Raw genomic sequence first — 21458 nt, 5'->3', positions numbered from 1 at the left:
CATGGCCGGGAGAAAACTCACCACCGAGGAGATCATCCGCGAGCTTAGCATGCAGCCGCACCCCGAAGGCGGCTGGTATGCACAGACCTTCCGCGACATCAATGGCGGCGAACGCGGCCATTCGACGGCGATCTATTATCTGCTCGCAAGAGGAGAGCGCTCGCACTGGCACCGTGTCCATGATGCGGCAGAGGTCTGGCATTACTATGCTGGCGCGCCGCTGGCACTGCACCGCTCGGGAGATGGCCGCCACAGCGAAACGCTGAAGCTCGGCACGGATATTGCCGGCGGTGAGCGGCCGCAGGCCATCATCCCTGCCAATTGGTGGCAATCGGCCGAGACGCTCGGCGACTATACGCTGGTCGGCTGCACGGTGGCGCCCGGTTTTGAATTTTCCAAATTCGAGATGGCGCCGCCGGACTGGAAGCCCGGTATTATCTAGGTCTGCTCGGCTGCGACCGGCTGCATCTGCGGCTTGCGGCGGAACATCTCTTGTGCCGCAAGCACCGCGCCTCCCGTGATCAGCAGACAGGCAAGCGCGATGCGCCAGCTCGGCTCGGCAATGCCGAAAACAGTCAGGATCAGTGTCGAAAGCAGCGGTGCGGCGTAACTTGCGGCACCAAGGATCTGGATGTCGCCGTTCTTGACCCCATGATCCCAGGCATAGAAGGCAGCTCCCACCGGAAAGAGACCGAGGCCGACCACGGCAAGCCATTCGAAGCTCGTCTCCGGCCAGACCGTGGTCTCAAGCCCCAGATGGCAGAGCAGCGAAAGCACCGATGTCGCAAGGCAGAAGCCAGTAACGACATCGGTGGAGACGGCATCAAAACGCCGCGTCAGCAGCGAATAGCCCGACCATGTGAAGGCACAGAGGAAGGCCGCCCCATAACCGACGGCATAAGCACCGTCGAAATCGATGCCGTTGCGCCCGACAATTATGAAGGTGCCACACAGACCGGCCAGAGCGCCGACAATGTGGTACCAGCGCAGCCTCTCGCCCGGCAGCAATGCCGAACCGACGACGATCAGCAACGGCCAGAGATAGGCAATCAATCCCGCCTCGACGGCCGGCGCATTCCTGAGCGCCGTGAAATAGAGAAAATGATAGCCGAACAGGCCGGCAATGCCCGTGATCCAGATCTTTGCCGGCTGCTTCAGGAGCGCGATCCGCGACGGGTTGAGGATGAGTACGAGAATGCCGGGAATGCTGCCGATGGCAAAGCAGATGGCCGAAAGCTGGAACGGCGGCATCTTGCCGGAAGCAGCTGTAAAGAGCGCCAGGAACGACCACATCAGAATGGCCGTAAAACCGATCAACGTTGCCTGAAGCTTCACCCATCCCCCTCGCGGAGACTTACGAAGGCTCCGTCAGCTGTTCACGCTGCTGTACTTCACAGCAGTGATCGTCACCGTCCCGTATTCCGTGGGAATGCGGACGTAGACCGGAGCATATACATTTGCCGCCGCCGCCTTGGCAAACCAGATTTCCATGCGGTTGCTCTTGCTGAGGTAGACAAGATCCTTGCGGCCCTTCTTGTAGCCGGATCGCGGAATGAAGCGCACGCCGCAGACGGTCGCCTTGCCTTTGAACCCATCTGTCGAGAAATCCTCGTCGCCTTTCGGTGAAAGCACGAGGTCCATGCGCGTCTCGCCGTCGAAGATCGGCAGCTTCTGCGAGCAGACGTCGGTATCGCCGGTGAAGATGAGCCCCGAAATCGGATCGAGCACAGAGCGCATATCGCCCTGTGTTACCGGAATCCATTCCTTCGGCCGGCGCGGCTCCGGTGTCGTGGTGGCCGAAACGATATTGCCGTTGCGGTAGCTGACCTCATAGGTGCGAACCTTTTTGCCGGTCTTGTAATAGAGGACATATTTTGCCGCCTGCAGCCGGTCGTCGCGTACCACCCCGGTAACGCTGGTCTTTGCCAGGATATCGGTGACGAGATCGGCAAGTCCGGCCGATTTGATGTCACCGTCGATTTTGTAGCTGTGATCGTCTTCGATCTTGGTGAGAAAGGCAGCCCGCGCGATCGTCAGGCCAGCAAGGGCTACCTTGTACTCCGTGCGGTGCTGTACTTCGCTCGCACCGGCCGGCAAGGCCAGAAGCGCGGCGAACGCCGAAACTAAAATCCGTCTGCCCAGATGAGCCATGGTGAGAGCCTTGTCTTGCCGGGCCGCTTGCGCCCTTGCACTGCGGTCTATACTCCTGCCGCATCACGAAGAAAACAGCAGCTTTTTGACAGAATTGCGGGAAAGGCCAAGGTTTGGCTTGACGCGCGCGACCGGTCTGACTATAGAACCGCAACTTTCCAATCATGGCCTGATGGATTGCGCAGCCGGTTGTTGCCGGATTGTCATTCAATGGCCCGAGAAAAACAAGAAATAGGTGTTCCATGTCCCGCATGTGCGAATTGACCGGCAAGGGAGTCCTGACTGGTAACAATGTCAGCCATGCCAACAACAAGACCAAGCGCCGGTTCCTCCCGAACCTGTGCCAGGTTACGCTGATCTCCGACGCGCTCGGCCAGCGTTACCGTCTTCGCGTTTCGGCTGCTGCTCTTCGTTCCGTCGAGCATCGTGGCGGCCTCGATGCCTTCCTGCTGAAGGCAAATGAAGGCGAACTTTCGATGCGCGCTCGCCTGCTGCGTCGCCAGATCGTCAAGAAGACCGCCGAAGCAGCAGTTGCTGCTGCCTAAGCTCGGCCTCAGTCTTTCAAAAGCTTCAAAAGGCTTGCACGGATAATATCCGGACAAGCCTTTTGCTTGTTGGCCCGGCCTTGTTCCTGGCTGAAATCTCACTCGAACTGGTGGCATCACCCAGGATAAAAAAATGCTGACGACCCGCTATACCCTTATCTATGTCGCGCTGATGACGCTCGTCGTCGTCGCGTCCAATTTCCTCGTCCAGTTTCCGTTGAACGCCACGGTTGCCGGCATCAATCTCGCCGACATTCTCACCTGGGGCGCCTTTTCCTATCCGATCGCCTTCCTGATCACCGACCTGACGAACCGCCAGTTCGGCCCGCAGGCTGCGCGTAAGGTGGTTTTCGCCGGCTTTGTCGTTGGTGTCGCCCTTTCCTTCTTCACCTCGGTTCCGCGTATTGCGATCGCCTCTGGCTCGGCCTATCTCGCCGGCCAGCTTCTCGATATCGCCGTCTTCAACCGCCTGCGTCGTCAGGCCTGGTGGCGCGCACCGCTCGTCGGCTCGCTGATCGGCTCGGCGCTGGATACGGTGATGTTCTTCTCGCTGTCCTTTGCCGCCTTCTTTGTCTTCCTCGGCCCGAACGAGCCGTTTGCGCTGGAAAACGCGCCGATCTTCGGCGTCCTCTCGACGGAAGCCCCGCGCTGGATCTCTTGGGCGCTCGGTGATTTCTCGGTGAAGATGCTTGTCGGCCTGGTGATGCTGCTGCCCTATGGCGCACTCATGAACGTGCTGCGCCCGGTGCCGTCCGCTGCGGCACGGTAAATACCGTCCCACAATCCGCCCTCGGATCGGAATCCTCGCATTCCCCACCTTTCGCCTGGATGGCGATCATTTCTGGTCGAGCGACCCAGGAAAACGCTCTGATCATGAATGCTGGACGGGCTGGCTGCAGACCTTACTGCAGCCAGCCCGCACCAACCGATGGCAACGCCAACTGCAGATCTCACGACGACTGAAGGCGCCCTGCAATGACCGCCGGGTGGCTCAGCACCTCCGCGATGAGTTCATCGACAGGCCGTGATGAATCGAGCCGTAAAATCGGCCTCGTCAGCGTCTTCAGCCACTCCTCATGCCCAACGAGACTTTGGCGTTCCGGTCCCGCCGTATCGTAGCTCTCTGCCCATTCCATGAATTCGCGGCTTTTCACCGCCATGTCGCCACCGGGCCTGATCCTCTCGCCGTAGTGCTCCTCCTCGCGCTTGCGGATGCGCTCCATACGCGCGACGGGATCGATCCTCAGAAAGACCACCAGATCGTATAGTGGCTCGAATTCCGCACCCCATTTTATCGCCGAGCCGGAAAGCACCCAGCCGGCATCGGGCAGCGCTTCTTGCCTGAGCATCGAGATACGCGCCCCAACCTCGCGCTGCGTCGTGAAGGGCGGATCGGTCGGCATCCAGAAGAAATGATCTGTATCGAGATGACGGATGTCGAGCAGCTCGGCCAGCGCCAGGCCAAGCGTGTCGTGCCGGAGCCCGAGGCCCCCGTGATATGGATGCGCATCATACAACTCTCAAAGGCTGGTATCGAAAGGGATGGTCCGCATAGCGCAGAGTTATGACAGCCGTTCGAAGGCCGCTCAATCGACCAGCCGGAATTCCAGCATCAGATTGCGCTGCAGGATGGAGTGATTGTCGTCCGACACCAGGATGATATGCGTCGTGCCATCGGCTGCCTGGAAGGCATCGAGCCCTTCCATATTGTCGATATTGTAATTGAAGTTGCCCTCGACGAGCAGCTCGCCGTTCACGATGGCGCCGGGCTTGATGTCTGCTCCCTTGATGCGGCGAATGCGCATGCCGATACCTTCGGCCATGTTGAAGCGCCGCTCCAGCAGCAACAGGTCGCCACCCGGCAGGAAGGCACCGTCAGTCACATCGAAGCTGCCATCCTTCTCGACGGTGAACTGCCCCTTCTGCGGCCCGGCCAGAATAGCCGCAAGCCGGTTACCGTCCTCGTCGAGGCTACGCTCCGCCACGATTACGGGCGCGCCTTTCAGCGGGCTCGAGGCGGGGGCTACGACAACGGTTTCGATGCCGCGGTTTGCCCGCATCTCGTCGCGGGGAATGAGTATCCCGACCGTCGACAAGGATCGCGAGTCGAGAAAACCGGGGTTCGGATAAACATCGACGCGATGATCCTGCTCGAAGGAAACAAGAATCCGGTCGCCATCCAGTGCGAGGCCTTCGGCATCCATGCGCCCCTTGCCCTCATGTATCCGGCCAACACGATCCCTCATCGGCGTGATCTCGACACCGGAAAGACCGGACAGCCTGCCCTTGGCATCACGCTCGATGCTGCCCGTCAGCCAGTGCCCGGTATCGAGCACGCCGATGAAAGTGTTGCCGTCAGGGCGCATGCGGATGGAGGAAAGCGAGCCGAAGAGGGAATTGCTCGACACCATCTCCAGCCCGCCGATAAATTCCAAGGGGCCGAAGCGGGTTTCGTCGCGACCGATATGGAAATCCGAAATCTTGCGGCTGATGATCTTCGCAGGCTCGCCCGCATGAGCGCCTGACAAGCCTGTCGCGAGGCCAAGGACGACCAGAGCCGCGCGAGACAGGTTTTCAAACGCCATGCGGATGTTTCCCCAAGACTGTATCAACCAGCGCGGCGCAGGCGGCCACCGCGCGGCTGTGCGGCATGGTCCTCGAACAATTCGGCAAGCTGCTCGGTCATGGCGCCGGCAAGCTCGTCCGCATCGACGATCGTCACGGCGCGGCGATAGTAACGCGTCACGTCATGGCCGATGCCGATTGCCAGAAGCTCGACCGGAGAACGCGTCTCGATCTGTTCGATCACGGCGCGCAGATGCCGCTCCAGATAATTGCCCGGATTGACCGAAAGCGTGGAATCATCGACCGGCGCACCATCCGAAATCATCATCAGGATGCGGCGCTGCTCGCGCCGCGCCAGCAGGCGATTATGCGCCCAGATCAGCGCCTCGCCATCGATGTTTTCCTTGAGCAGGCCTTCGCGCATCATCAGGCCGAGATTGGTGCGCGCGCGCCGCCACGGGGCATCGGCCGACTTGTAGATGATGTGTCGCAGGTCGTTGAGACGGCCGGGCGTCTGCGGCTTGCCATTGGCAAGCCAGCTCTCGCGTGCCTGACCGCCTTTCCAGGCCTTCGTCGTGAAGCCGAGGATCTCCACCTTGACGCCGCAACGCTCCAGCGTGCGCGCCAGGATATCGGCGCAGGTCGCGGCAACCGTGATCGGCCGGCCGCGCATGGAGCCGGAATTGTCGATCAGCAATGTCACGACCGTATCGCGGAACTGCGTGTCGCGCTCCATCTTGAAGGAGAGCGGTTGCGTCGGATCGATGATGATGCGCTGCAGTCGCGCCGTATCGAGATAGCCTTCCTCGAGATCGAAATCCCAGGAACGGTTCTGCTGCGCCATCAGCTTGCGCTGCAGGCGGTTTGCAAGACGGCCGACAGCGCCTTGAAGATGCGCCAGCTGCTTGTCGAGGAAAGCGCGCAGGCGCTCCAGTTCGGCGGCATCGCACAGCTCTTCGGCTGTAATGATCTCGTCGAATTCCTCCGTATAGACGTGGTAGTCGACCTTCTCATTGAAATCGGCGAATGGCGTATTCGGACGGCGGGTTTCGCCCGGCGTCTCGGAATCGTCGTCGCCTTCTTCCATCATGTCGTCGTCGGAGATCTCGGCGCCTTCGGTTTCGCCGTCCTCCATCTGCTCGTCGGAGACTTCGCTGTCCTCGACAGGCGCCGCATCGCTGCCGGCATCCTCGTCGACCTCATCTTCGTTCTGCTCGTCGCCCGTCGGCTGGTCATCCTCATTGGACTGATCATCGGCGTCAGGATCGCTGTCGTCATCGCCATATTCCTCGGCCATTTCCATGGCCGAAAGCATATTGCGGATGACCTTCGAGAAGGCCTGCTGGTCGTTGATGACACCGGTGAGATTGTTGAGCTCGCTGCCAGCCTTGTCTTCGATGAAGGAACGCCACAAGTCGAGAACTTTTCCGGCCGAAGCCGGGGGCTTCTGGCCGGTGAGCTTTTCGCGCACCATCATCGCAACGGCTTCCCCGATCGGCGCATCTTCCTGCCGTTCGATGCCGGTGAAATTCGCCTTGGCGTACTTCTCCTCGGTCATGGAACGCAGATTGGCAGCCATGCCTTCCATCCGCAGCGAACCGATCGATTCCACGCGCGCCTGCTCGACAGCGTCGAAGATCGCCCGGGCATCCGAGCCCTGCGGCGCCATGCTGGAATGGACCTTCTCGTCGTGGCAGGCGATACGCAGTGCCATGGAATCGCCAAGGCCACGCGTCACCGCCAGCTCATGCGCCGTCGGACGCTTGGAAAGCTCCGGCAGACGAATGCGCTCGCCCGTCATGCCGGGACGCTCATTGGCGAAGGCTACCTCGACCTGGTCATCGCCCGCGATTGCGCGCACGCAGCCCGTTATCGCCCGCCGCAACGGCTCGACATCGACGGGCGCACCAGGCTTTGCTTTCGAATTGTCACCACGAGATGCCATGATCGACTGGCCTCAAGCCCCCAGCACGATGTTGGCCGCGCTTTCCTTCAGTTCCACGCCGAAGGCGCGCTGATAGTGCTCGGCCACCAGAGGACGCTCAAGCTCGTCACACTTGTTGAGGAAGGTGACGCGGAAGGCGAAGGCGATATCGCCGAAGATCTCGGCATTCTCGGCCCAGGTGATGACGGTACGCGGGCTCATGACCGTGGAGAGATCACCGTTCATGAACGAAGCGCGCGTGAGATCGGCAACGCGAACCATCTTGGAAACCGTATCGCGGCCTTCCTTGTCCTTGCCGAAGCTCTTCACCTTGGCGGCGACGATATTTACTTCATGGTCGTGCGGCAGATAGTTCAGCGTCGAGACGATCGACCAGCGGTCCATCTGTGCCTGGTTGATCTGCTGCGTGCCGTGATAGAGACCCGTCGTATCCCCAAGACCGATGGTGTTGGCGGTCGCAAACAGGCGGAAGGCCGGGTGAGGACGGATGACACGGCTCTGGTCGAGCAGCGTCAGGCGGCCGGAGGATTCCAGTACGCGCTGGATGACGAACATCACGTCCGGGCGGCCGGCATCATATTCGTCGAAGACGAGCGCGACATTGTGCTGATAGGCCCAGGGCAGGATGCCGTCCTTGAATTCGGTGACCTGCAGCCCGTCCTTGACGACGATCGCGTCCTTGCCGACGAGATCGATACGGCTGACATGGCTATCGAGGTTGATACGCACGCAAGGCCAGTTGAGGCGCGCGGCAACCTGCTCGATATGCGAAGACTTGCCCGTGCCGTGGTAGCCGGAGATCATCACGCGTCGGTTATGGGCAAAGCCGGCGAGGATCGCGAGCGTCGTCTCGCGGTCGAAGAGATAGTCGGAGTCGAGATCCGGAACATAGGCGTCGCCCTTGCTGTAGGCGGGCACACGAATGTCGGAATCGATGCCGAAGACCTCCCGGACCGAAACGGTGGTGTCGGGCAGTTCGGAAATATCAAGGTCAATCTTGCTCATCATGTCTCCAAGGCGGGTGACGGCCACCCGACCACACTATCTCAGCCATTGCGCAACCATGGCGCCGCAGTATCTTTTCCGCGTTCTCCAAGAGTCGGAACGTCGGCGATACTTCTCCGGGACTGAAACGAAACCTCGGCGGGATAATGACCGCTTGCGAGCATTCTTGAAAGAGTCCCGGACAAGAAACGCCGCGTCCGGAAGGTCGGCAGAGGCGATGTCGGGAAAACGCGCAAATATGTATGCCGCGATTGCCTGCGGCCTCAGCCGATGTGGACCATACCCGATTGAAGCTTAAGAGCAAGGACGGGAATTAACAAAAACCGTTCTGCTTCAATAATTGATAGGCCTGGATGACGGCGCGGAAACGCTCTTCCGAGCCGCGATCGCCGCCATTCGCGTCGGGGTGATGCTTCTTGACCAGTTCCTTGTACTTGCTCTTGATCTCCGCCGAAGTGGCGTTCGCCGCAAGTCCCATCGTATCGAAAGCCTTGGCTTCCAGCGATTTCAGCTTGCGGGCCTGCGGGAAACGCGGGCCGCTGCCCTTGCCGCTACCTTCCTTCACGAAACCGAACGGATCACGCACGCGCGAATAGGCGCCGGAGCGAACTTCGGCATGCAGCGGGCTGTTCTTGGCATCCTTGTTGACGCCGACCGTCCAGGTGGGGCGATGACCGGTGATCGCCTCCTTCTGGTAGCGCGCAATTTCGCCGTCCGAGAGGCCGGAGAAATAATTGTATCCCTTGTTGTAGTCCTTGACGTGTTCGAAACAGAACAAAAAGAATTGGCCTTCCGCATTGCGTCCCACAGGAGCGCGATGCGTGCCTTTTTTGTCGCAGCCGTCCCACTGACAGCTTGGAGGTGCCTGTTCGGGCTCCTGCTCTCGCCTGCGGCGCGTTCGGATGCGATCGAAGTATTTGGAATCAAGTCTCATGGCGGCGCTAATTATGGGGCTGCTGACTGCTGACAACAAGAATTGACAAACGGGAATGTTGCTGGCTTGGTGGGAACCTTTTTCATGAACTCAGAAGACCCCGTGATGACACTCCAGACCAGCATCGAAGAGAAGCTCAAGGCGACCTTCGCACCCGAACGCCTCTCCGTCATCAACGAGAGCCATCTGCACGCCGGCCACCAACCGGATATCACGGGCACCGGCGAGACGCATATGCGCGTTCGCATCGTCTCTGCAAAATTCGTCGGCATGTCTCGGCTGCAACGGCATAGGGCGATCACCGACCTCTTGAAGCCCGAGCTGGATGCCGGGCTTCACGCATTGGCCGTCGAGCCGGCAGCGCCGGGCGAACCGACGCGCTGGTAGAGCCTACTTTCACGCAATTCCGGACACAAACCGCTGCGCACTTTTGCGTGAATTGCTCTAGCGGATAATGAGCGCCGTCGCGTAAAGCCCGAAACCGAAGACGGTATGGGCGAGCAGATTGAGCACACGGACCTTCGTGGGGTTCGGCGTCTTCGACGCCGCCCAGCCAAGCCCAAGACCCGGCTGCATCAGAAACCAGCCCGCACCGACGGTGACGATGCCGAGGATCCAGGCCGGCAGGAAAGTCGGCGCGGCAAACCAGACCGGACCGACGAAGATCGCCAGCAGAATGCCGTAGAGGATTCCAACCGCGTAGTGGCCGATCCAGCCGAGCGCCAGCTCGTTGGCATAGGGCGCGGCATCAGCGATATTATCGTGAAAGACCTTGCCCTTGCCGAGATGCCAGAACCAGCGGCCGGCCGGCGCCCAGTTCGGCGACGGCGTCACGCCGAGCTTTGCGAGCAGGATCGCCCAGATATCCATGAGGACGGTTGCCCCGATGCCGATGGCGACGGATCGCCAGAGAATGTCGAACATGTCAGATCCTGCAGGATGAGCCGGCGCACGGAAATGCCGCCGGTAACGGAAATCTTGGTCAAGCGGGTTTCGTCTCGTCTTCCTCGGCGGGGCGGATGCGCAGCTTGGTGATGCGGTTCTTTTCCCGCTTCATGACGACGAAGCGCTTGCCGTAGAAAGTGAAGGCCTGTCGCTCCTCGGGAATGGTCATCGATTCATGGATGACGAGACCGGCAATCGTCGTGGCTTCCTCATCCGGCAGGTTCCAGTCCAGCGCGCGGTTGAGATCGCGGATTGATACGCCACCATCGACGACGATGGAACCGTCGGCCTCCTGTCGTACGCCCTGTATATCAATATCGTGCTCGTCGGAGATATCGCCGACGATCTCCTCCAGAATATCCTCGAGCGTCACGACGCCCTGCACCTCGCCATATTCGTCGACGACGACGGCGAAATGCTGCTTGCGGCGGAGGAAGGCATTGAGCTGGTCTTCGAGATTGGTGCTGTCGGGCACGAACCAGGGTTTCTGGGCGATTTTCACGATATCGAGCTGCTGCGGCTCCATGTTCGGCTCGGCGAGCGCCCGCAACAGATCCTTGGCGTGTACGACGCCGATGATGTTGTCGATCGTACCGCGCCACAGCGGCATGCGTGTATAAGGGCTTTCGAGGATCGCCCGGACCACGGATTCCGGCGGATCGTCGGCATTGATCGCCCGCATCGCCATGCGGTGGACCATGATATCGGAAAGCTCGAGTTCGCCGAGATCGAGCACGCCGCCGAGACGGTCACGGTCGGCCTTCACGACAGAACCCTCGCGATGCAGCAGGTCGACGGCGCCGCGCAGCTCCTCATGCGCTGACAGCATCGAGACTTCACGCGACAGGTTGATCCCGAAAAGACCGAGGATCTGGCGCACGATCGCATTGACGAAGGAAGAGAGTGGACCGACCACGGCGACGAAGAGCCGTGTCGGTATTGCAACATTGAGCGCAAAACGCTCCGGCGTGGAGATCGCCCAGCTCTTCGGCAGAACCTCCGCGAAGATGACGAGGATAAAGGTCATGGCAAGCGTCGCCAGCGCCACACCGGAATTGCCGAAGATCCCCAGAAATACGCTTGTCGCCAGCGACGAGGAGAGAATATTGGCGAGGTTGTTACCGATCAGCAGCGCACCGATCAGCCGGTCACGACGCTCGATGAGGGTCCTGACGAGACCGGCGCGCTCATCGCCATTGGCCTCCAGTGTATGGATCCGGCTTCTCGAAACGGCGGTCAGCGCGGTTTCGGATCCCGAAAAGAAGGCAGACATCAATACCAGGGCCACGATCGAAACGATCTCCGGCCAGTAGACCGATAAAAACGCCAGGGTGCCTTCGACTGACATCAGGGATGTTTTTCCTTGAGAAAGCTGATCACTTCGGAAGCCGGCACGTCATCGGCGACGAAGGACTGGCCGATGCCGCGGGTGAGAATGAAGGTGAGCTTACCACCCTTGACCTTCTTGTCCTGCGCGATCGCATCCATCAGCACTTCGGCCGGCGGCAGGGTTCCCGGGATTTCCGACATGCGGGTCGGCAGGCCGACAGCCTTAAGATGCGCCTCGACGCGGCGGGCATCATCGGGGCTCGCAAGGTTCATACGCGCCGAAAATTCATGCGCCAGCACCATGCCGATCGAAACGCCTTCACCATGAACCAGCCGGCTGCTGTCATAGGCGGTCGCGGCCTCCAGCGCGTGGCCGAAGGTGTGGCCGAGATTGAGCAGCGCCCGCTGGCCGTTTTCCCGCTCGTCAGCAACCACGACATCCGCCTTCGCCTGGCAGCTGACCGCAATTGCTTCGATACGGGCCGAACCGCCTGCAAAGACCGCCTGCCAGTTGTTCTCCAGCCAGGCGAAGAAGTCCGGCTTGTCGATCAGGCCATACTTGGCGACTTCGGCATAACCGGCGCGGAATTCGCGTTCGCTCAGGGAATTTAGGACATCGGTATCGGCGAGAACAAGATCCGGCTGATGGAAAACGCCGATGAGGTTCTTGCCGTGGCGGCTATTGATGCCGGTCTTGCCGCCGACGGAGGAATCCACCTGAGCGAGCAGCGAAGTCGGCACCTGTACGAAGCGCACGCCGCGCCTGACGATGCCGGCCGCAAAACCCGAGAGGTCGCCGATGACGCCGCCGCCAAGCGCGATGACATAGTCATTGCGTTCGACGCGCGCTTCGAGAACCTTGTCGCAGACATTGACCAGATGCTCGAAACTCTTGGTCTTTTCTCCGGCTGGCAGCACGACCGCCGCCGATGCGATGCCGGCGGTATCGAGGCTCGCCTTCAAGGCATCGAGATAAAGCGGTGCCACATGCTCGTCAGTGATGATAGCCGCCTTGCGGCCCTTGAGCCGCGAGCCGATCTCGCCCCCGGCGCTGGCGATCAGCCCTGGCCCGATCAGAATGTCATAGGCACGTTCGCCAAGCGGTACATGCACCTTGCGGACGGCGGAAGCGGAGGTGATCGCGTTCATGATACTGCACTTTCCTTCTGGGCCTCGACCACGGCTCTCAGCACTTCATCGGCCATGACTTCCTTGCGCACGTCGCGCGAAAGCACCGTGAGATCGGCTTCGGCATAAACGGGGTAGCGGGCGTTCATCAGATTTTCGAGAGTCTGCTTCGGGTTTTCGGTCTTGAGCAGCGGACGTGTATCGCGCTTGTTGACCCGGTCCCAGAGCACGTCGAGATCGGCCTTCAGCCAGACCGAAAGGCCGCCCTTCTTGATATGCCTGCGCGTACGGGCGTTGATGAAGGCGCCGCCGCCGGTAGAGACGACACGCGGCCCGCCCTTCAGCAGACGCTTCATCACCCGTGCTTCGAGCGCCCGGAACTCTTCTTCTCCATAGGCCGCGAAAAGCTCCGTGATCGTCATGCGCGAAACGCGCTCGATCTCTATATCGCTGTCGATGAAGGGAACGCCGAGCTGCTGCGCCAGGAGGCGGCCGACCGAGGATTTTCCCGCGCCCATAAGGCCGACGAGGATCAGATTGCGTGAACCGAGCGCGGCGCGAGCTCTGTCTCTCAGGCTGTCTGCAACGGAAACTGGGGGTTCACTCATCGGTCCATTCACACTTTGTTTGCAAACGGTATCGACAAATGCGGGTGTAGCGTCAAGTCGCGGGCAAGGGAATCATGGTCTCACTGCCGCTTCTTGCACTTGCAAACATGCTTCTTATAACAGAAGCAGAGTTCTAAGGAGTAACCGGATGCCGAGCCTAATCCGTTTCCTGTCCGTCCTGGCGGTCATCGCCGGACTGATCTATGGAGCGATGTGGGCGCTCGTCACCTTCGTCGAGCCGCAGGAACGGGATGTGACGATCCGCATCCCTTCCGAGCGGGTAAACCCGCCGTCGACGGGCACGATCAACACCACGAAGAAGTGACGCGATGAAGGATCTCGGCCGCGTCCATGTGGAATCATTTCTGGAAATGATGAGTGCCGAGCGGGGTGCTGCCGTCAATACGCTGCAATCCTACGAACGCGATCTGGACGACTTACGCTCCTTCCTGCACGGCCGCAGCATCCGCCTGACAGAGGCGGCTTCGGGCGATCTCGGCGCTTATCTCGGCTCGCTATCCGCGCAGGGTTTCAAGCCTTCCTCGCAGGCCCGCCGCCTTGCCTCCATGCGGCAGTTCTACAAATTCCTCTATGCCGAGGGCCTGCGCACCGACGATCCGACCGGCATTCTCGACGCGCCGAAAAAGGGCCGCTCCCTGCCGAAGACGATGGGCGTCGAGGAAGTGACCAAGCTGCTTACTCAGGCAGAAACCGAGGCCGCTGACCCTGCCCCCGGCCAGCTTCACCGCATGCGCATGCTGGCGCTGCTGGAACTGCTCTATGCCACCGGCATGCGTGTCAGCGAGCTCGTCTCGCTTCCAGCCCGCGTTCTCGATCAGGAAGGCCGTTTCCTGATGATCCGCGGCAAGGGCAACAAGGAGCGGCTGGTACCGCTTTCCCAATCGGCCATTGCCGCTCTGAAATCCTACGGCGGCATGCTGGCGTCGGAAAACGCCGCATCAAAACAGCCCCAGGAGAGCCCCTGGGTCTTCCCGGCCGCCTCGAAAGAGGGATACTTGCCGCGCCAGGTCTTCGCCCGCGATCTCAAGAATCTGGCAATCCGCGCCGGCCTCACACCTTCGATGATTTCGCCGCACGTCATGCGACACGCCTTCGCGAGCCACCTTCTGGCCAACGGCGCGGACCTGCGCGTGGTGCAGGAACTCCTCGGCCATTCAGACATTTCGACGACACAAATCTATACGCATGTTCTGGAAGAACGGCTCCAGCAACTCGTCCATACGCACCACCCCCTTGCAAAACAGGCGAAAAAGCACGAATAGGACCGGCGACAAGGGACGGAACCAGGAAACTGCCCCGCGCACAAGGAACGGAAACGCACCTCATGCACAACTATCTCGACTTCGAAAAGCCGATCTCCGACCTCGAAGGTAAGATCATCGAGCTTAAGAAGCTGGCGACGGAAGACGAAAGCATCGACACCTCCGACGAGGTCGGCAGGCTCGAAGTCCGCGTCCGCGAGGCGATCGTCGAGATCTATTCGAAGCTCAACGCCTGGCAGAAGACGCAGGTCGCGCGCCATCCGCAGCGTCCCCATTTCGTCGATTATGCCAAGACGCTCTTCCAGGAATTCACGCCGCTTGCCGGCGACCGCAAGTTTTCCGAGGATGCCGCCATCCAGGCTGGCCTTGCCCGCTTTCGCGGCCAGCCGGTCGCCGTCATTGGTCAGGAAAAGGGCAACGACACCAAGAGCCGCCTGAAGCACAATTTCGGCAGCGCCCGTCCTGAAGGTTACCGCAAGGCGATCCGTATCCTCGAAATGGCGGATCGTTTTCAGCTTCCGGTCATCACCCTCGTCGATACCGCAGGCGCCTATCCGGGTGTCGGCGCCGAAGAGCGCGGTCAGGCCGAAGCCATCGCCCGTTCGACGGAGATGTGCCTCGGCGTCAAGGTGCCGCTGATCTCGATCGTCATCGGCGAAGGCGGCTCAGGCGGCGCGATCGCGATTGCTACCGGCAACCGCGTCTACATGCTCGAACATTCGATCTACAGCGTCATCTCGCCGGAAGGCGCCGCCTCAATCCTCTGGCGTGATTCCACCCGCGCCAAGGAAGCGGCGACCAATATGAAGATCACGGCGGAGGACTTGAAGGCACTCGGCGTCATCGACGGCATTATCCCCGAGCCGCTCGGCGGCGCCCACCGTGATCCCGACAGCGTCATCGCCGCCACCGGCGATATAATCTCCAACGCGCTTGCCGAAATGGCCTCCCGTTCCGGCGAGCAACTGCGCAATGACCGCCGCCAGAAGTTCCTCGCCATGGGCCGCAATCTGTAAAATCCACAGGTCTGCGTAATTGATTGGGGCCAAATCTTGGCCACAATAATGTTATCTGTAACATCAGCGCTTGCAGGGCACTTCGGGGTAAGTCATAGGCTGGTAAGGATTTATCAAGTATAAGCCGCCTATGATTCCGCGCTACGCCCGGTTTTCGTAAGCGGGTTGGGTCTCATTATTGATGGGCTGATTGAATGCGCATACGTCATCTTGCCTATGTTTCGCTCATGGCGCTGGCTCTGACCGGCTGCAATGACGCATTGGAATCCGCGCAGGGTATCGACCTCTCGACGGTCAGGAACAAGGTGGAGCAGCCGCTTCCGAGCCGCATCCTTGCCGACATGTCGGCCAAGGGCATGGACCGCAACTCGCCGATCATGATCCGCATCTTCAAGGAAGAAGGCGCGCTGGAAATCTGGAAGGCGAAGACGAACAACCGTTTCGACAAGATCGCCGACTACAAGATCTGCGCCTGGTCCGGCAAACTCGGCCCGAAGGTGAAGTCCGGCGACCGTCAGGCGCCAGAAGGTTTCTACAACCTCACTCGCGCTAACCTGAACCCCAATTCCAAATATTATCTCGCCATCAACACCGGTTTCCCGAACCGCTATGATGCCGTCAACGGCCGCTCCGGCAGTGATCTGATGATCCATGGCGCCTGCTCGTCGTCAGGCTGCTACTCCATGACCGACCAGCAGGTTCTGGAAATCTACGCCTTTGCCCGCGACGCCCTCAAGGGTGGTCAGGAAACGGTACAGCTTCAGGCCTTCCCCTTCCGCATGACGGCCGAGAACATGGTCAAGCATCGTCTCGATCAGAACTACGATTTCTGGAAGATGCTGAAGGTCGGCTACGACAATTTCGAAGTCACCAAGCGCCCGCCGGAAGTGAATGTCTGCGAGAAGAAATACGTCTTCAACCAGCAGGCAACCGATGGCGGCAGCTTCAATCCGGCCGGCAAGTGCCCGGCCATGTCAACGCCGCCGGCACTGACGGCGGCTCTCGCTTCCTACGACAAGACCTATGACGCCGACTATCAGACGGCCCTGAAAAAATATGACGGCCTTGCCTGGTACGACCCGACAGAGGCCGAGCGCAAGGCTGTTGTCGCCAAGCTCCGCAAAGGCCGCGAACTGGCTTTTGCGCCAACGGGCACCTCGCTGGAAGCCGGCCGCATGGTCAAGGTTGCCGAACTCGAAGACATGATGGCCAATCAGGCCGCGAAGAGCGTTGCTACCAAGACCGCAGCGACTGCGACGCCGACGACGCAGGCTCAAGCCACGACCGTCGCTGCAGCGCTGCCGGCCAATATTCCGGTGCCGATGCAGAACCCGCTGGCCTATGCCGCGCCCGAGCCCGCGCCGCAGGAAACCGCCGACGCCACCAAGAAGCCGTTCTGGAAGTTCTGGGCCAGGAACTGATCGGCTTGGACGCCATTCTCTACGATCTGCGCGGGCTGAAATGCCCGCTCCCCGTCATCAAGACGCGCAAGAAGCTGACGGCCATGCCGAGTGGTGCGATGATCCTCGTCGACACCAGCGATCCGCTTGCCGCCATCGACATCCCGCATTTCTGCAATGAAGATGGCCACGAGCTTGTCAGCACGGAAAAGACCGAGCGCGGCCACCGTTTCCTGATCCGCAAGGGGTAGAGTCTTTTCTGATTAGATCCGCATGCCCGGAATGGCGAGCGGATTGTCGCTGAGCGCAGCCCGATCAGGCGTATCGATCCGCGGCTTGCCGAGGAAGGCATCGAAAAGATCTTTCACGAAAGCCTCCGGCAGATCCTTGGTGATCAGCACCATGCGCGTGCGCCGGTCCTCAGGATCCGGCCAGGCAGCAAGCCGCACCGGCGGGTGGAAGATGCTCTGGACGCCGTGCAGCACCAGCGGGCGTTCCGGCCGGTCTGATGTGGCGATGATCGCCTTCATGCGCAGAAGCTTCTCTCCATGCGCCGAACGCAGGAGATCGATGAACATTTCGAGCGCCATCGGATCGATTGCCTTCTCCTCGATGATCGAGAAGGAACGGATCGACGCATCGTGACGATTGACGTCGTGCGGGTCCTGATGCTCGTGGCCATGATGATGGTGGTGATGACCGTGATCGTGGCCATGATCGTGATGATGATGGCCCTCATGCTCGTCCTCATCATGCAGCCAGCGGCGGACATCGGCGATTTTTGTGCCGGGATCATAAAGCCCGTTGACGAAAATACGCGCTGAGCCTGCCTCATCGCTGTCGGCATCCATGATGGCGGCACGCGGATTGAGGCCATGCAGACGTGCCATCAGCGCATCCGTGTCACCCGCTATGCTCTGTTTCGAAACGATGAGCCGATCGGCGACGGCCGTCTGCTTGCGCGCCTCCTCATGATTGTCGAGCGTCTGCAGACCATTCACGGCATCGACGACGGTGACCACACCATCGAGCTCGAAATTCTGCGCAATAATCGGATTGCCCATGATCGCCTGCATGACGGGAGCCGGATCGGCAAGGCCGGTGGTTTCGATGACCACGCGCTTGACCGGCTTCACACGGCCTGTCTGCACGGCATCCATAAGGTTCGCCAGCGTATCGACCAGTTCCCCGCGCACGGTGCAGCAGAGGCAGCCGTCGGAGAGCTCGATAATGGAATCGCCGGAGCTTTCGACCAGCAGATGGTCGATGCCGACATCGCCGAATTCATTGATGATGACGGCCGCATCCTTCATGGCAGGATCTTTGAGGATACGGTTCAGAAGCGTCGATTTTCCGGCGCCGAGGAAGCCGGTCAGGATTGTGACCGGGATCTTGTCGCTAAACGTGCTCATGGTTTTTCCTTAGAAGGATTTCGGCCGCGGGAGCGGAACCGGCACATTGGCGAGCGCTTCCACGGCATCGCCCTTGGCGGTCTTGTCGTTTTGCGCGACCGGTTGCGGATCCTGGCCGGGAATGAGGCCGGCGAAGACGAATTGCGGCTCGTGATCCATTTCGTGGATATAGGGCGACTGCACCTTCATGCGGCCGACCTCGTCGCGCGTTTCGCTGCGCACCTTCGCGCCCTTGGCGCTGCAAATATCGGCCGTGATGTCATTCACCTGGTCCTGCCCCGGACCGTAGGGCCTCAGCGAACCCAGTGTATCATTTGCCGCAAACTGCGTGGTGAAGCCCTTCTGCAGCAGATTGGCAGTGGCGTCAGCGCGGGCCGCCAGGCTGTCGGTGCCGAGCACGACGGAAACCAGCGTGCGGCCGCTGCGTGTCGCCGAACCGATCTGGTTGAAGCCCGAAGCGCAGATAAAGCCGGTCTTCATACCGTCGGCACCGGCAAAACGGCCGATCAGCATATTGATGTTCGGAACGTTCTGCTTGCCGGTCGTAAAGCCTTCCAGCGAAAAATAGCCGGCATATTGCGGGAAGTCCCGGCGCAGCGCCACCGACAGGATCGCGAGGTCGCGAGCCGTCGTAAACTGCCCCTTGCCCGGCAGGCCGTTCGGATTGATGAAATGCGAATCCGACATGCCGAGCTTCGCCGCTTCGGCATTCATGCGGACAACGAAAGCTTCCTCGGTGCCGCTGACCGCCTCGGCGACGGCGACCGCGATATCGTTCGCCGACTTCACCATCAGGATCTTGAGCGCGCTGTCGAGCGTGAATTTCTGGCCCGGCTTGAAGCCCATCTTGGCCGGCGGTTCGGCGGCTGCCCGCTTGCTCATGACAACGGGCGTGTCGAGGCTGATCTGGCCGGAGCGGAGTGCATCGAATACCGTATAAACGGTCATGAGTTTGGTCAGTGAAGCCGGATACCACTTGCGGAAGGCTTCTTCATGCTCCAGCACCCGGCCGGTCTGCACGTCGACGAGAATATGCGGATTGGCCTCAGCAAAGGTAACGGACGAGACAAGAACCGCTGTTGCTGTCGCTATAAAAGAAAAGGGCCGCAAAGCGGCGAACAAACGATCGTGGCGCGTCGACAAGTGCTCGTCCTTCAGGGAATTATCTCGAAACCTTCCCCTATTTACCCTATATGGCTATGACATGGCAAAGGTCATTGACTAAGTTATTTCCAAGGCATCACGCCCTTGTGATGCTTTCAGACAGGCCCCACGCATTTCATTCACAGGAAGCCAAGAATGCCGATTCTGAATAGAGCCGCCGAACTTCAGGACGAAGTCGCAGAGTGGCGCCGCCACATCCATGCGCGGCCGGAACTTCTCTTCGCAGTCGAAAATACCGCTGCCTTCGTTGCTGAAAAGCTTAAGGAATTCGGCGTCGATGAAATCGTCACCGGCATCGGTCGCACAGGCGTCGTCGGCCTCATCAAGGGCAAGGGCGAGGGCGCCCGCACGGTCGGCCTGCGCGCCGATATGGATGCCCTGCCGCTCACCGAAATCACTGGCAAACCTTGGGCATCGAAAACACCTGGCAAGATGCACGCCTGCGGTCATGACGGCCATACCGCCATGCTGCTCGGTGCCGCGAAATATCTCGCAGAGACCCGCAACTTCAATGGCAATGTCGCTGTGATCTTTCAGCCCGCCGAAGAAGGCGGCGGCGGCGGCAACCTGATGGTCAAGGACGGCATGATGGAGCGCTTCGGCATCGAAGAGGTCTACGGCATGCACAATCTGCCGGGCCTACCCGTCGGTCAGTTCGCCACCCGCAAAGGTCCCATCATGGCGGCGACCGACGAATTCACCGTCACCATCAAGGGCCGCGGCGGCCATGCAGCGCAGCCGCACCGTACGATCGACCCGATCGCCATCGGCGCGCAGATCGTCTCGAACCTGCAGCTGATCGCCTCGCGCAGCGTCAATCCGCTGCGCTCGGTCGTCGTCTCCGTCACCAAGTTCAATGCCGGCTTCGCCCATAACGTCATCCCCAATGACGCAACCTTCGCCGGCACGATCCGCACGCTTGATGACGAGGTGCGCGCCCAGGCCGAAGCACGCCTTCGCGAAGTCGTGGAAGGCATCTGCGCTGCCCATGGTGCGGCAGCCGACATCAACTTCCACCGCAACTACCCCGTCACCTTCAACCATGCGGATGAAACGGAACATGCCGTCGCCATCGCCAGCGACATTGCCGGCGAAGCCAACGTCAATCCCGAGGTCGATCCGATGATGGGCGGCGAGGATTTCTCCTACATGCTGAACGTCCGCCCCGGCGCCTTCATCTTCATCGGCAACGGCGACACCGCCGGCCTGCATAACCCGGCCTACGACTTCAACGACGAAGCCATCGCCCACGGCATTTCCTACTGGGTGCGCCTTGCCGAACAGCGCCTCGGCGCCTGAGATGAAACGACATTAGAAATACTGAAAAGGCTTGGCTTCCTGCCAAGCCTTTTGTATGCATGGCATCCAAGTGGTCCCGTAGCTCAGCAGGATAGAGCACCAGATTCCTAATCTGGGGGTCACGCGTTCGAATCGCGTCGGGATCACCACTCTCTCACCGATAGCCAGGTCGCCACCGCACGGCGCGTTTTGCGCCAACCCCGAACAGTGCCGCGACGATCCAACTGCCGAGGAAGCCGATTGCCGCCCAGACGAGGCCGGCGAAGCTGACGGGGACGCCGGGCACGAAGTCGCGCCATGTATTGGCAATTATCCCCTCATCGGCATCGCGCATCAACACGAAGGGCTTGGCGACCGGCGGCGCACTGCCGAGATCCGATTGCTGGGTGACGAGGCGCTCATAGCGCTCCAGCGTACTGCGCATCGAAAGGCCGCGATCGCGCAGGAAATCGTCGGGAGAACGGGCATAGACATCGAGCGCCTGCTGACGATCGAGATGATGGTCGGCGGCCTGTTTCGTGAAGTCGTCGACGATGATCCTGAGCTCGTCGATCGCCCCGCCGATACGCTGGCGATATTGCTGTGCGAATTCCGGCGCCTGCGAGAAAAGCGTGCCGCCGGCAAGTCCAACGACTAGTGTGACTGCCCTTCCAATCTGTCCCATGACGATGTCTCCGGCTGTTCCGACACCAGAACGATTTCGAACGGGCAAAGGTTGCCACTGACACA

General features: G+C 60.4%; 23 protein-coding genes, 1 tRNA gene and 1 pseudogene. 11 read left to right on the top strand and 14 right to left on the bottom strand.

The features are described 5' to 3' along the window. Position 1 precedes the first annotated feature (1 nt). Positions 2–442, top strand: a complete 441-nt coding sequence (locus tag AC1DTN_RS16930; protein WP_477921855.1) for a cupin domain-containing protein — start codon at positions 2–4, stop codon at positions 440–442. Here the strand turns inward: AC1DTN_RS16930 and yddG are convergent. Continuing rightward, on the bottom strand, positions 439–1335 hold the full coding sequence (gene yddG, locus AC1DTN_RS16925) for an aromatic amino acid exporter YddG (RefSeq protein ID WP_477921854.1): 897 nt from the start codon (positions 1333–1335) through the stop codon (positions 439–441). The two genes, AC1DTN_RS16930 and yddG, sit on opposite strands and share 4 nt — an antisense overlap. A 33-nt stretch (positions 1336–1368) precedes the next feature. After that, positions 1369–2151: a DUF3108 domain-containing protein gene (locus AC1DTN_RS16920; RefSeq protein ID WP_113319706.1), complete on the bottom strand. Its 783-nt coding sequence runs from the start codon at positions 2149–2151 to the stop codon at positions 1369–1371. 242 nt (positions 2152–2393) lie between these two features. Here AC1DTN_RS16920 and rpmB point away from each other — a divergent pair, with 242 nt between their 5' ends. Both rpmB and AC1DTN_RS16910 read left to right on the top strand, forming a co-directional pair. Then, positions 2394–2696, top strand: a complete 303-nt coding sequence (gene rpmB, locus AC1DTN_RS16915; RefSeq protein WP_477921852.1) for a 50S ribosomal protein L28 — start codon at positions 2394–2396, stop codon at positions 2694–2696. 133 nt (positions 2697–2829) lie between these two features. Continuing rightward, positions 2830–3465, top strand: coding sequence for a VUT family protein (locus AC1DTN_RS16910; RefSeq protein WP_439016735.1), 636 nt, complete (start codon positions 2830–2832; stop codon positions 3463–3465). A gap of 181 nt (positions 3466–3646) precedes the next feature. On the opposite strand, the pseudogene AC1DTN_RS16905 reads toward AC1DTN_RS16910, so the two are convergent. From AC1DTN_RS16905 to AC1DTN_RS16885, 5 genes and pseudogenes are all read right to left on the bottom strand, one after another. After that, positions 3647–4209 (bottom strand): annotated as a pseudogene (locus AC1DTN_RS16905) (ATP-binding protein). Positions 4210–4282: 73 nt separating this feature from the next. Next, positions 4283–5281: an esterase-like activity of phytase family protein gene (locus AC1DTN_RS16900; protein ID WP_477921851.1), complete on the bottom strand. Its 999-nt coding sequence runs from the start codon at positions 5279–5281 to the stop codon at positions 4283–4285. A 23-nt stretch (positions 5282–5304) separates the two neighbouring features. Beyond that, positions 5305–7206 (bottom strand): cobaltochelatase subunit CobT, encoded by a 1902-nt coding sequence (gene cobT / locus AC1DTN_RS16895; RefSeq protein WP_113319711.1) that lies wholly within the window; start codon positions 7204–7206, stop codon positions 5305–5307. 12 nt (positions 7207–7218) lie between these two features. Beyond that, complete coding sequence (gene cobS, locus AC1DTN_RS16890) at positions 7219–8211, bottom strand: cobaltochelatase subunit CobS (RefSeq protein ID WP_007822226.1); 993 nt, start codon at positions 8209–8211, stop codon at positions 7219–7221. Positions 8212–8524: 313 nt separating this feature from the next. After that, the gene (locus AC1DTN_RS16885) at positions 8525–9145 is read right to left on the bottom strand and encodes a J domain-containing protein (RefSeq protein WP_113319712.1); all 621 of its coding nucleotides are present in this window, start codon (positions 9143–9145) and stop codon (positions 8525–8527) included. Between the two features lie 105 nt (positions 9146–9250). On the opposite strand from AC1DTN_RS16885, the gene AC1DTN_RS16880 reads away from it, so the two are divergent. Then, entirely contained in the window at positions 9251–9532 is a 282-nt protein-coding gene (locus tag AC1DTN_RS16880; protein WP_037071995.1) for a BolA family protein, read from the top strand. Positions 9533–9589: 57 nt separating this feature from the next. On the opposite strand, the gene AC1DTN_RS16875 is transcribed toward AC1DTN_RS16880, so the two are convergent. Genes AC1DTN_RS16875 through AC1DTN_RS16860 form a run of 4 tightly spaced genes read right to left on the bottom strand, consistent with a single transcriptional unit; the run spans position 9590 to position 13155 of the window. After that, entirely contained in the window at positions 9590–10069 is a 480-nt protein-coding gene (locus AC1DTN_RS16875; RefSeq protein ID WP_113319713.1) for a DUF2938 domain-containing protein, read from the bottom strand. Positions 10070–10127: 58 nt separating this feature from the next. Further along, on the bottom strand, positions 10128–11438 hold the full coding sequence (locus AC1DTN_RS16870) for an HlyC/CorC family transporter (protein WP_477921849.1): 1311 nt from the start codon (positions 11436–11438) through the stop codon (positions 10128–10130). Continuing rightward, on the bottom strand, positions 11438–12568 hold the full coding sequence (gene aroB / locus AC1DTN_RS16865) for a 3-dehydroquinate synthase (RefSeq protein WP_477921848.1): 1131 nt from the start codon (positions 12566–12568) through the stop codon (positions 11438–11440). The genes AC1DTN_RS16870 and aroB overlap by 1 nt, the downstream gene beginning before the upstream one ends. Next, entirely contained in the window at positions 12565–13155 is a 591-nt protein-coding gene (locus AC1DTN_RS16860) for a shikimate kinase (protein WP_007822233.1), read from the bottom strand. Before AC1DTN_RS16860 ends, aroB begins: the two co-directional genes overlap by 4 nt. Positions 13156–13303: 148 nt before the next feature. Between AC1DTN_RS16860 and AC1DTN_RS16855 the strand changes: the two genes are divergently transcribed. The 5 genes from AC1DTN_RS16855 (at position 13304) to AC1DTN_RS16835 (ending at position 17105) form a co-directional block, all read left to right on the top strand. After that, positions 13304–13480, top strand: coding sequence for a hypothetical protein (locus AC1DTN_RS16855; RefSeq protein WP_007822234.1), 177 nt, complete (start codon positions 13304–13306; stop codon positions 13478–13480). Between the two features lie 4 nt (positions 13481–13484). Then, positions 13485–14438, top strand: coding sequence for a site-specific tyrosine recombinase XerD (gene xerD, locus AC1DTN_RS16850; protein ID WP_477921846.1), 954 nt, complete (start codon positions 13485–13487; stop codon positions 14436–14438). Between the two features lie 62 nt (positions 14439–14500). After that, the gene (locus AC1DTN_RS16845) at positions 14501–15454 is read left to right on the top strand and encodes an acetyl-CoA carboxylase carboxyltransferase subunit alpha (protein ID WP_113319717.1); all 954 of its coding nucleotides are present in this window, start codon (positions 14501–14503) and stop codon (positions 15452–15454) included. Between the two features lie 194 nt (positions 15455–15648). Further along, entirely contained in the window at positions 15649–16875 is a 1227-nt protein-coding gene (locus AC1DTN_RS16840; protein WP_439016740.1) for a L,D-transpeptidase family protein, read from the top strand. Positions 16876–16880: 5 nt separating this feature from the next. Next, positions 16881–17105: a sulfurtransferase TusA family protein gene (locus AC1DTN_RS16835; protein ID WP_439016741.1), complete on the top strand. Its 225-nt coding sequence runs from the start codon at positions 16881–16883 to the stop codon at positions 17103–17105. A gap of 12 nt (positions 17106–17117) precedes the next feature. Here AC1DTN_RS16835 and AC1DTN_RS16830 read toward each other — a convergent pair whose 3' ends face one another. Beyond that, positions 17118–18266, bottom strand: coding sequence for a CobW family GTP-binding protein (locus AC1DTN_RS16830; RefSeq protein ID WP_477921843.1), 1149 nt, complete (start codon positions 18264–18266; stop codon positions 17118–17120). A gap of 9 nt (positions 18267–18275) precedes the next feature. Further along, positions 18276–19409, bottom strand: coding sequence for a D-alanyl-D-alanine carboxypeptidase family protein (locus AC1DTN_RS16825; RefSeq protein ID WP_113319721.1), 1134 nt, complete (start codon positions 19407–19409; stop codon positions 18276–18278). Positions 19410–19565: 156 nt separating this feature from the next. On the opposite strand from AC1DTN_RS16825, the gene AC1DTN_RS16820 reads away from it, so the two are divergent. Continuing rightward, positions 19566–20729: a M20 aminoacylase family protein gene (locus tag AC1DTN_RS16820; RefSeq protein ID WP_113319722.1), complete on the top strand. Its 1164-nt coding sequence runs from the start codon at positions 19566–19568 to the stop codon at positions 20727–20729. Positions 20730–20801: 72 nt separating this feature from the next. Continuing rightward, positions 20802–20878, top strand: a tRNA-Arg gene (locus AC1DTN_RS16815). 5 nt (positions 20879–20883) lie between these two features. On the opposite strand, the gene AC1DTN_RS16810 is transcribed toward AC1DTN_RS16815, so the two are convergent. After that, positions 20884–21393 carry a DUF2937 family protein gene (locus AC1DTN_RS16810; protein WP_113319723.1) on the bottom strand — a complete coding sequence of 170 codons (510 nt, stop codon included), beginning with the start codon at positions 21391–21393 and terminating at the stop codon, positions 20884–20886. Positions 21394–21458: the final 65 nt, after the last annotated feature.

The organism is Rhizobium sp. 01T444 (assembly GCF_056398305.1).
This window is presented reverse-complemented; position numbering and strand designations above follow the sequence as displayed.

Bases quoted from the DNA above. Each gene is read 5' to 3' on its own strand.
- AC1DTN_RS16830 (WP_477921843.1), bottom strand. From the start codon at position 18,266: ATGAGCACGTTTAGCGACAAGATCCCGGTCACAATCCTGACCGGCTTC.
- aroB (WP_477921848.1), bottom strand. From the start codon at position 12,568: ATGAACGCGATCACCTCCGCTTCCGCCGTCCGCAAGGTGCATGTACCG.
- cobT (WP_113319711.1), bottom strand. From the start codon at position 7,206: ATGGCATCTCGTGGTGACAATTCGAAAGCAAAGCCTGGTGCGCCCGTC.
- AC1DTN_RS16810 (WP_113319723.1), bottom strand. From the start codon at position 21,393: ATGGGACAGATTGGAAGGGCAGTCACACTAGTCGTTGGACTTGCCGGC.
- xerD (WP_477921846.1), top strand. From the start codon at position 13,485: ATGAAGGATCTCGGCCGCGTCCATGTGGAATCATTTCTGGAAATGATG.
- AC1DTN_RS16910 (WP_439016735.1), top strand. From the start codon at position 2,830: ATGCTGACGACCCGCTATACCCTTATCTATGTCGCGCTGATGACGCTC.
- AC1DTN_RS16870 (WP_477921849.1), bottom strand. From the start codon at position 11,438: ATGTCAGTCGAAGGCACCCTGGCGTTTTTATCGGTCTACTGGCCGGAG.
- cobS (WP_007822226.1), bottom strand. From the start codon at position 8,211: ATGAGCAAGATTGACCTTGATATTTCCGAACTGCCCGACACCACCGTT.
- AC1DTN_RS16885 (WP_113319712.1), bottom strand. From the start codon at position 9,145: ATGAGACTTGATTCCAAATACTTCGATCGCATCCGAACGCGCCGCAGG.
- AC1DTN_RS16930 (WP_477921855.1), top strand. From the start codon at position 2: ATGGCCGGGAGAAAACTCACCACCGAGGAGATCATCCGCGAGCTTAGC.
- AC1DTN_RS16840 (WP_439016740.1), top strand. From the start codon at position 15,649: ATGCGCATACGTCATCTTGCCTATGTTTCGCTCATGGCGCTGGCTCTG.
- AC1DTN_RS16855 (WP_007822234.1), top strand. From the start codon at position 13,304: ATGCCGAGCCTAATCCGTTTCCTGTCCGTCCTGGCGGTCATCGCCGGA.
- AC1DTN_RS16920 (WP_113319706.1), bottom strand. From the start codon at position 2,151: ATGGCTCATCTGGGCAGACGGATTTTAGTTTCGGCGTTCGCCGCGCTT.
- AC1DTN_RS16875 (WP_113319713.1), bottom strand. From the start codon at position 10,069: ATGTTCGACATTCTCTGGCGATCCGTCGCCATCGGCATCGGGGCAACC.
- AC1DTN_RS16820 (WP_113319722.1), top strand. From the start codon at position 19,566: ATGCCGATTCTGAATAGAGCCGCCGAACTTCAGGACGAAGTCGCAGAG.
- AC1DTN_RS16900 (WP_477921851.1), bottom strand. From the start codon at position 5,281: ATGGCGTTTGAAAACCTGTCTCGCGCGGCTCTGGTCGTCCTTGGCCTC.
- AC1DTN_RS16845 (WP_113319717.1), top strand. From the start codon at position 14,501: ATGCACAACTATCTCGACTTCGAAAAGCCGATCTCCGACCTCGAAGGT.
- AC1DTN_RS16860 (WP_007822233.1), bottom strand. From the start codon at position 13,155: ATGAGTGAACCCCCAGTTTCCGTTGCAGACAGCCTGAGAGACAGAGCT.
- AC1DTN_RS16880 (WP_037071995.1), top strand. From the start codon at position 9,251: ATGACACTCCAGACCAGCATCGAAGAGAAGCTCAAGGCGACCTTCGCA.
- rpmB (WP_477921852.1), top strand. From the start codon at position 2,394: ATGTCCCGCATGTGCGAATTGACCGGCAAGGGAGTCCTGACTGGTAAC.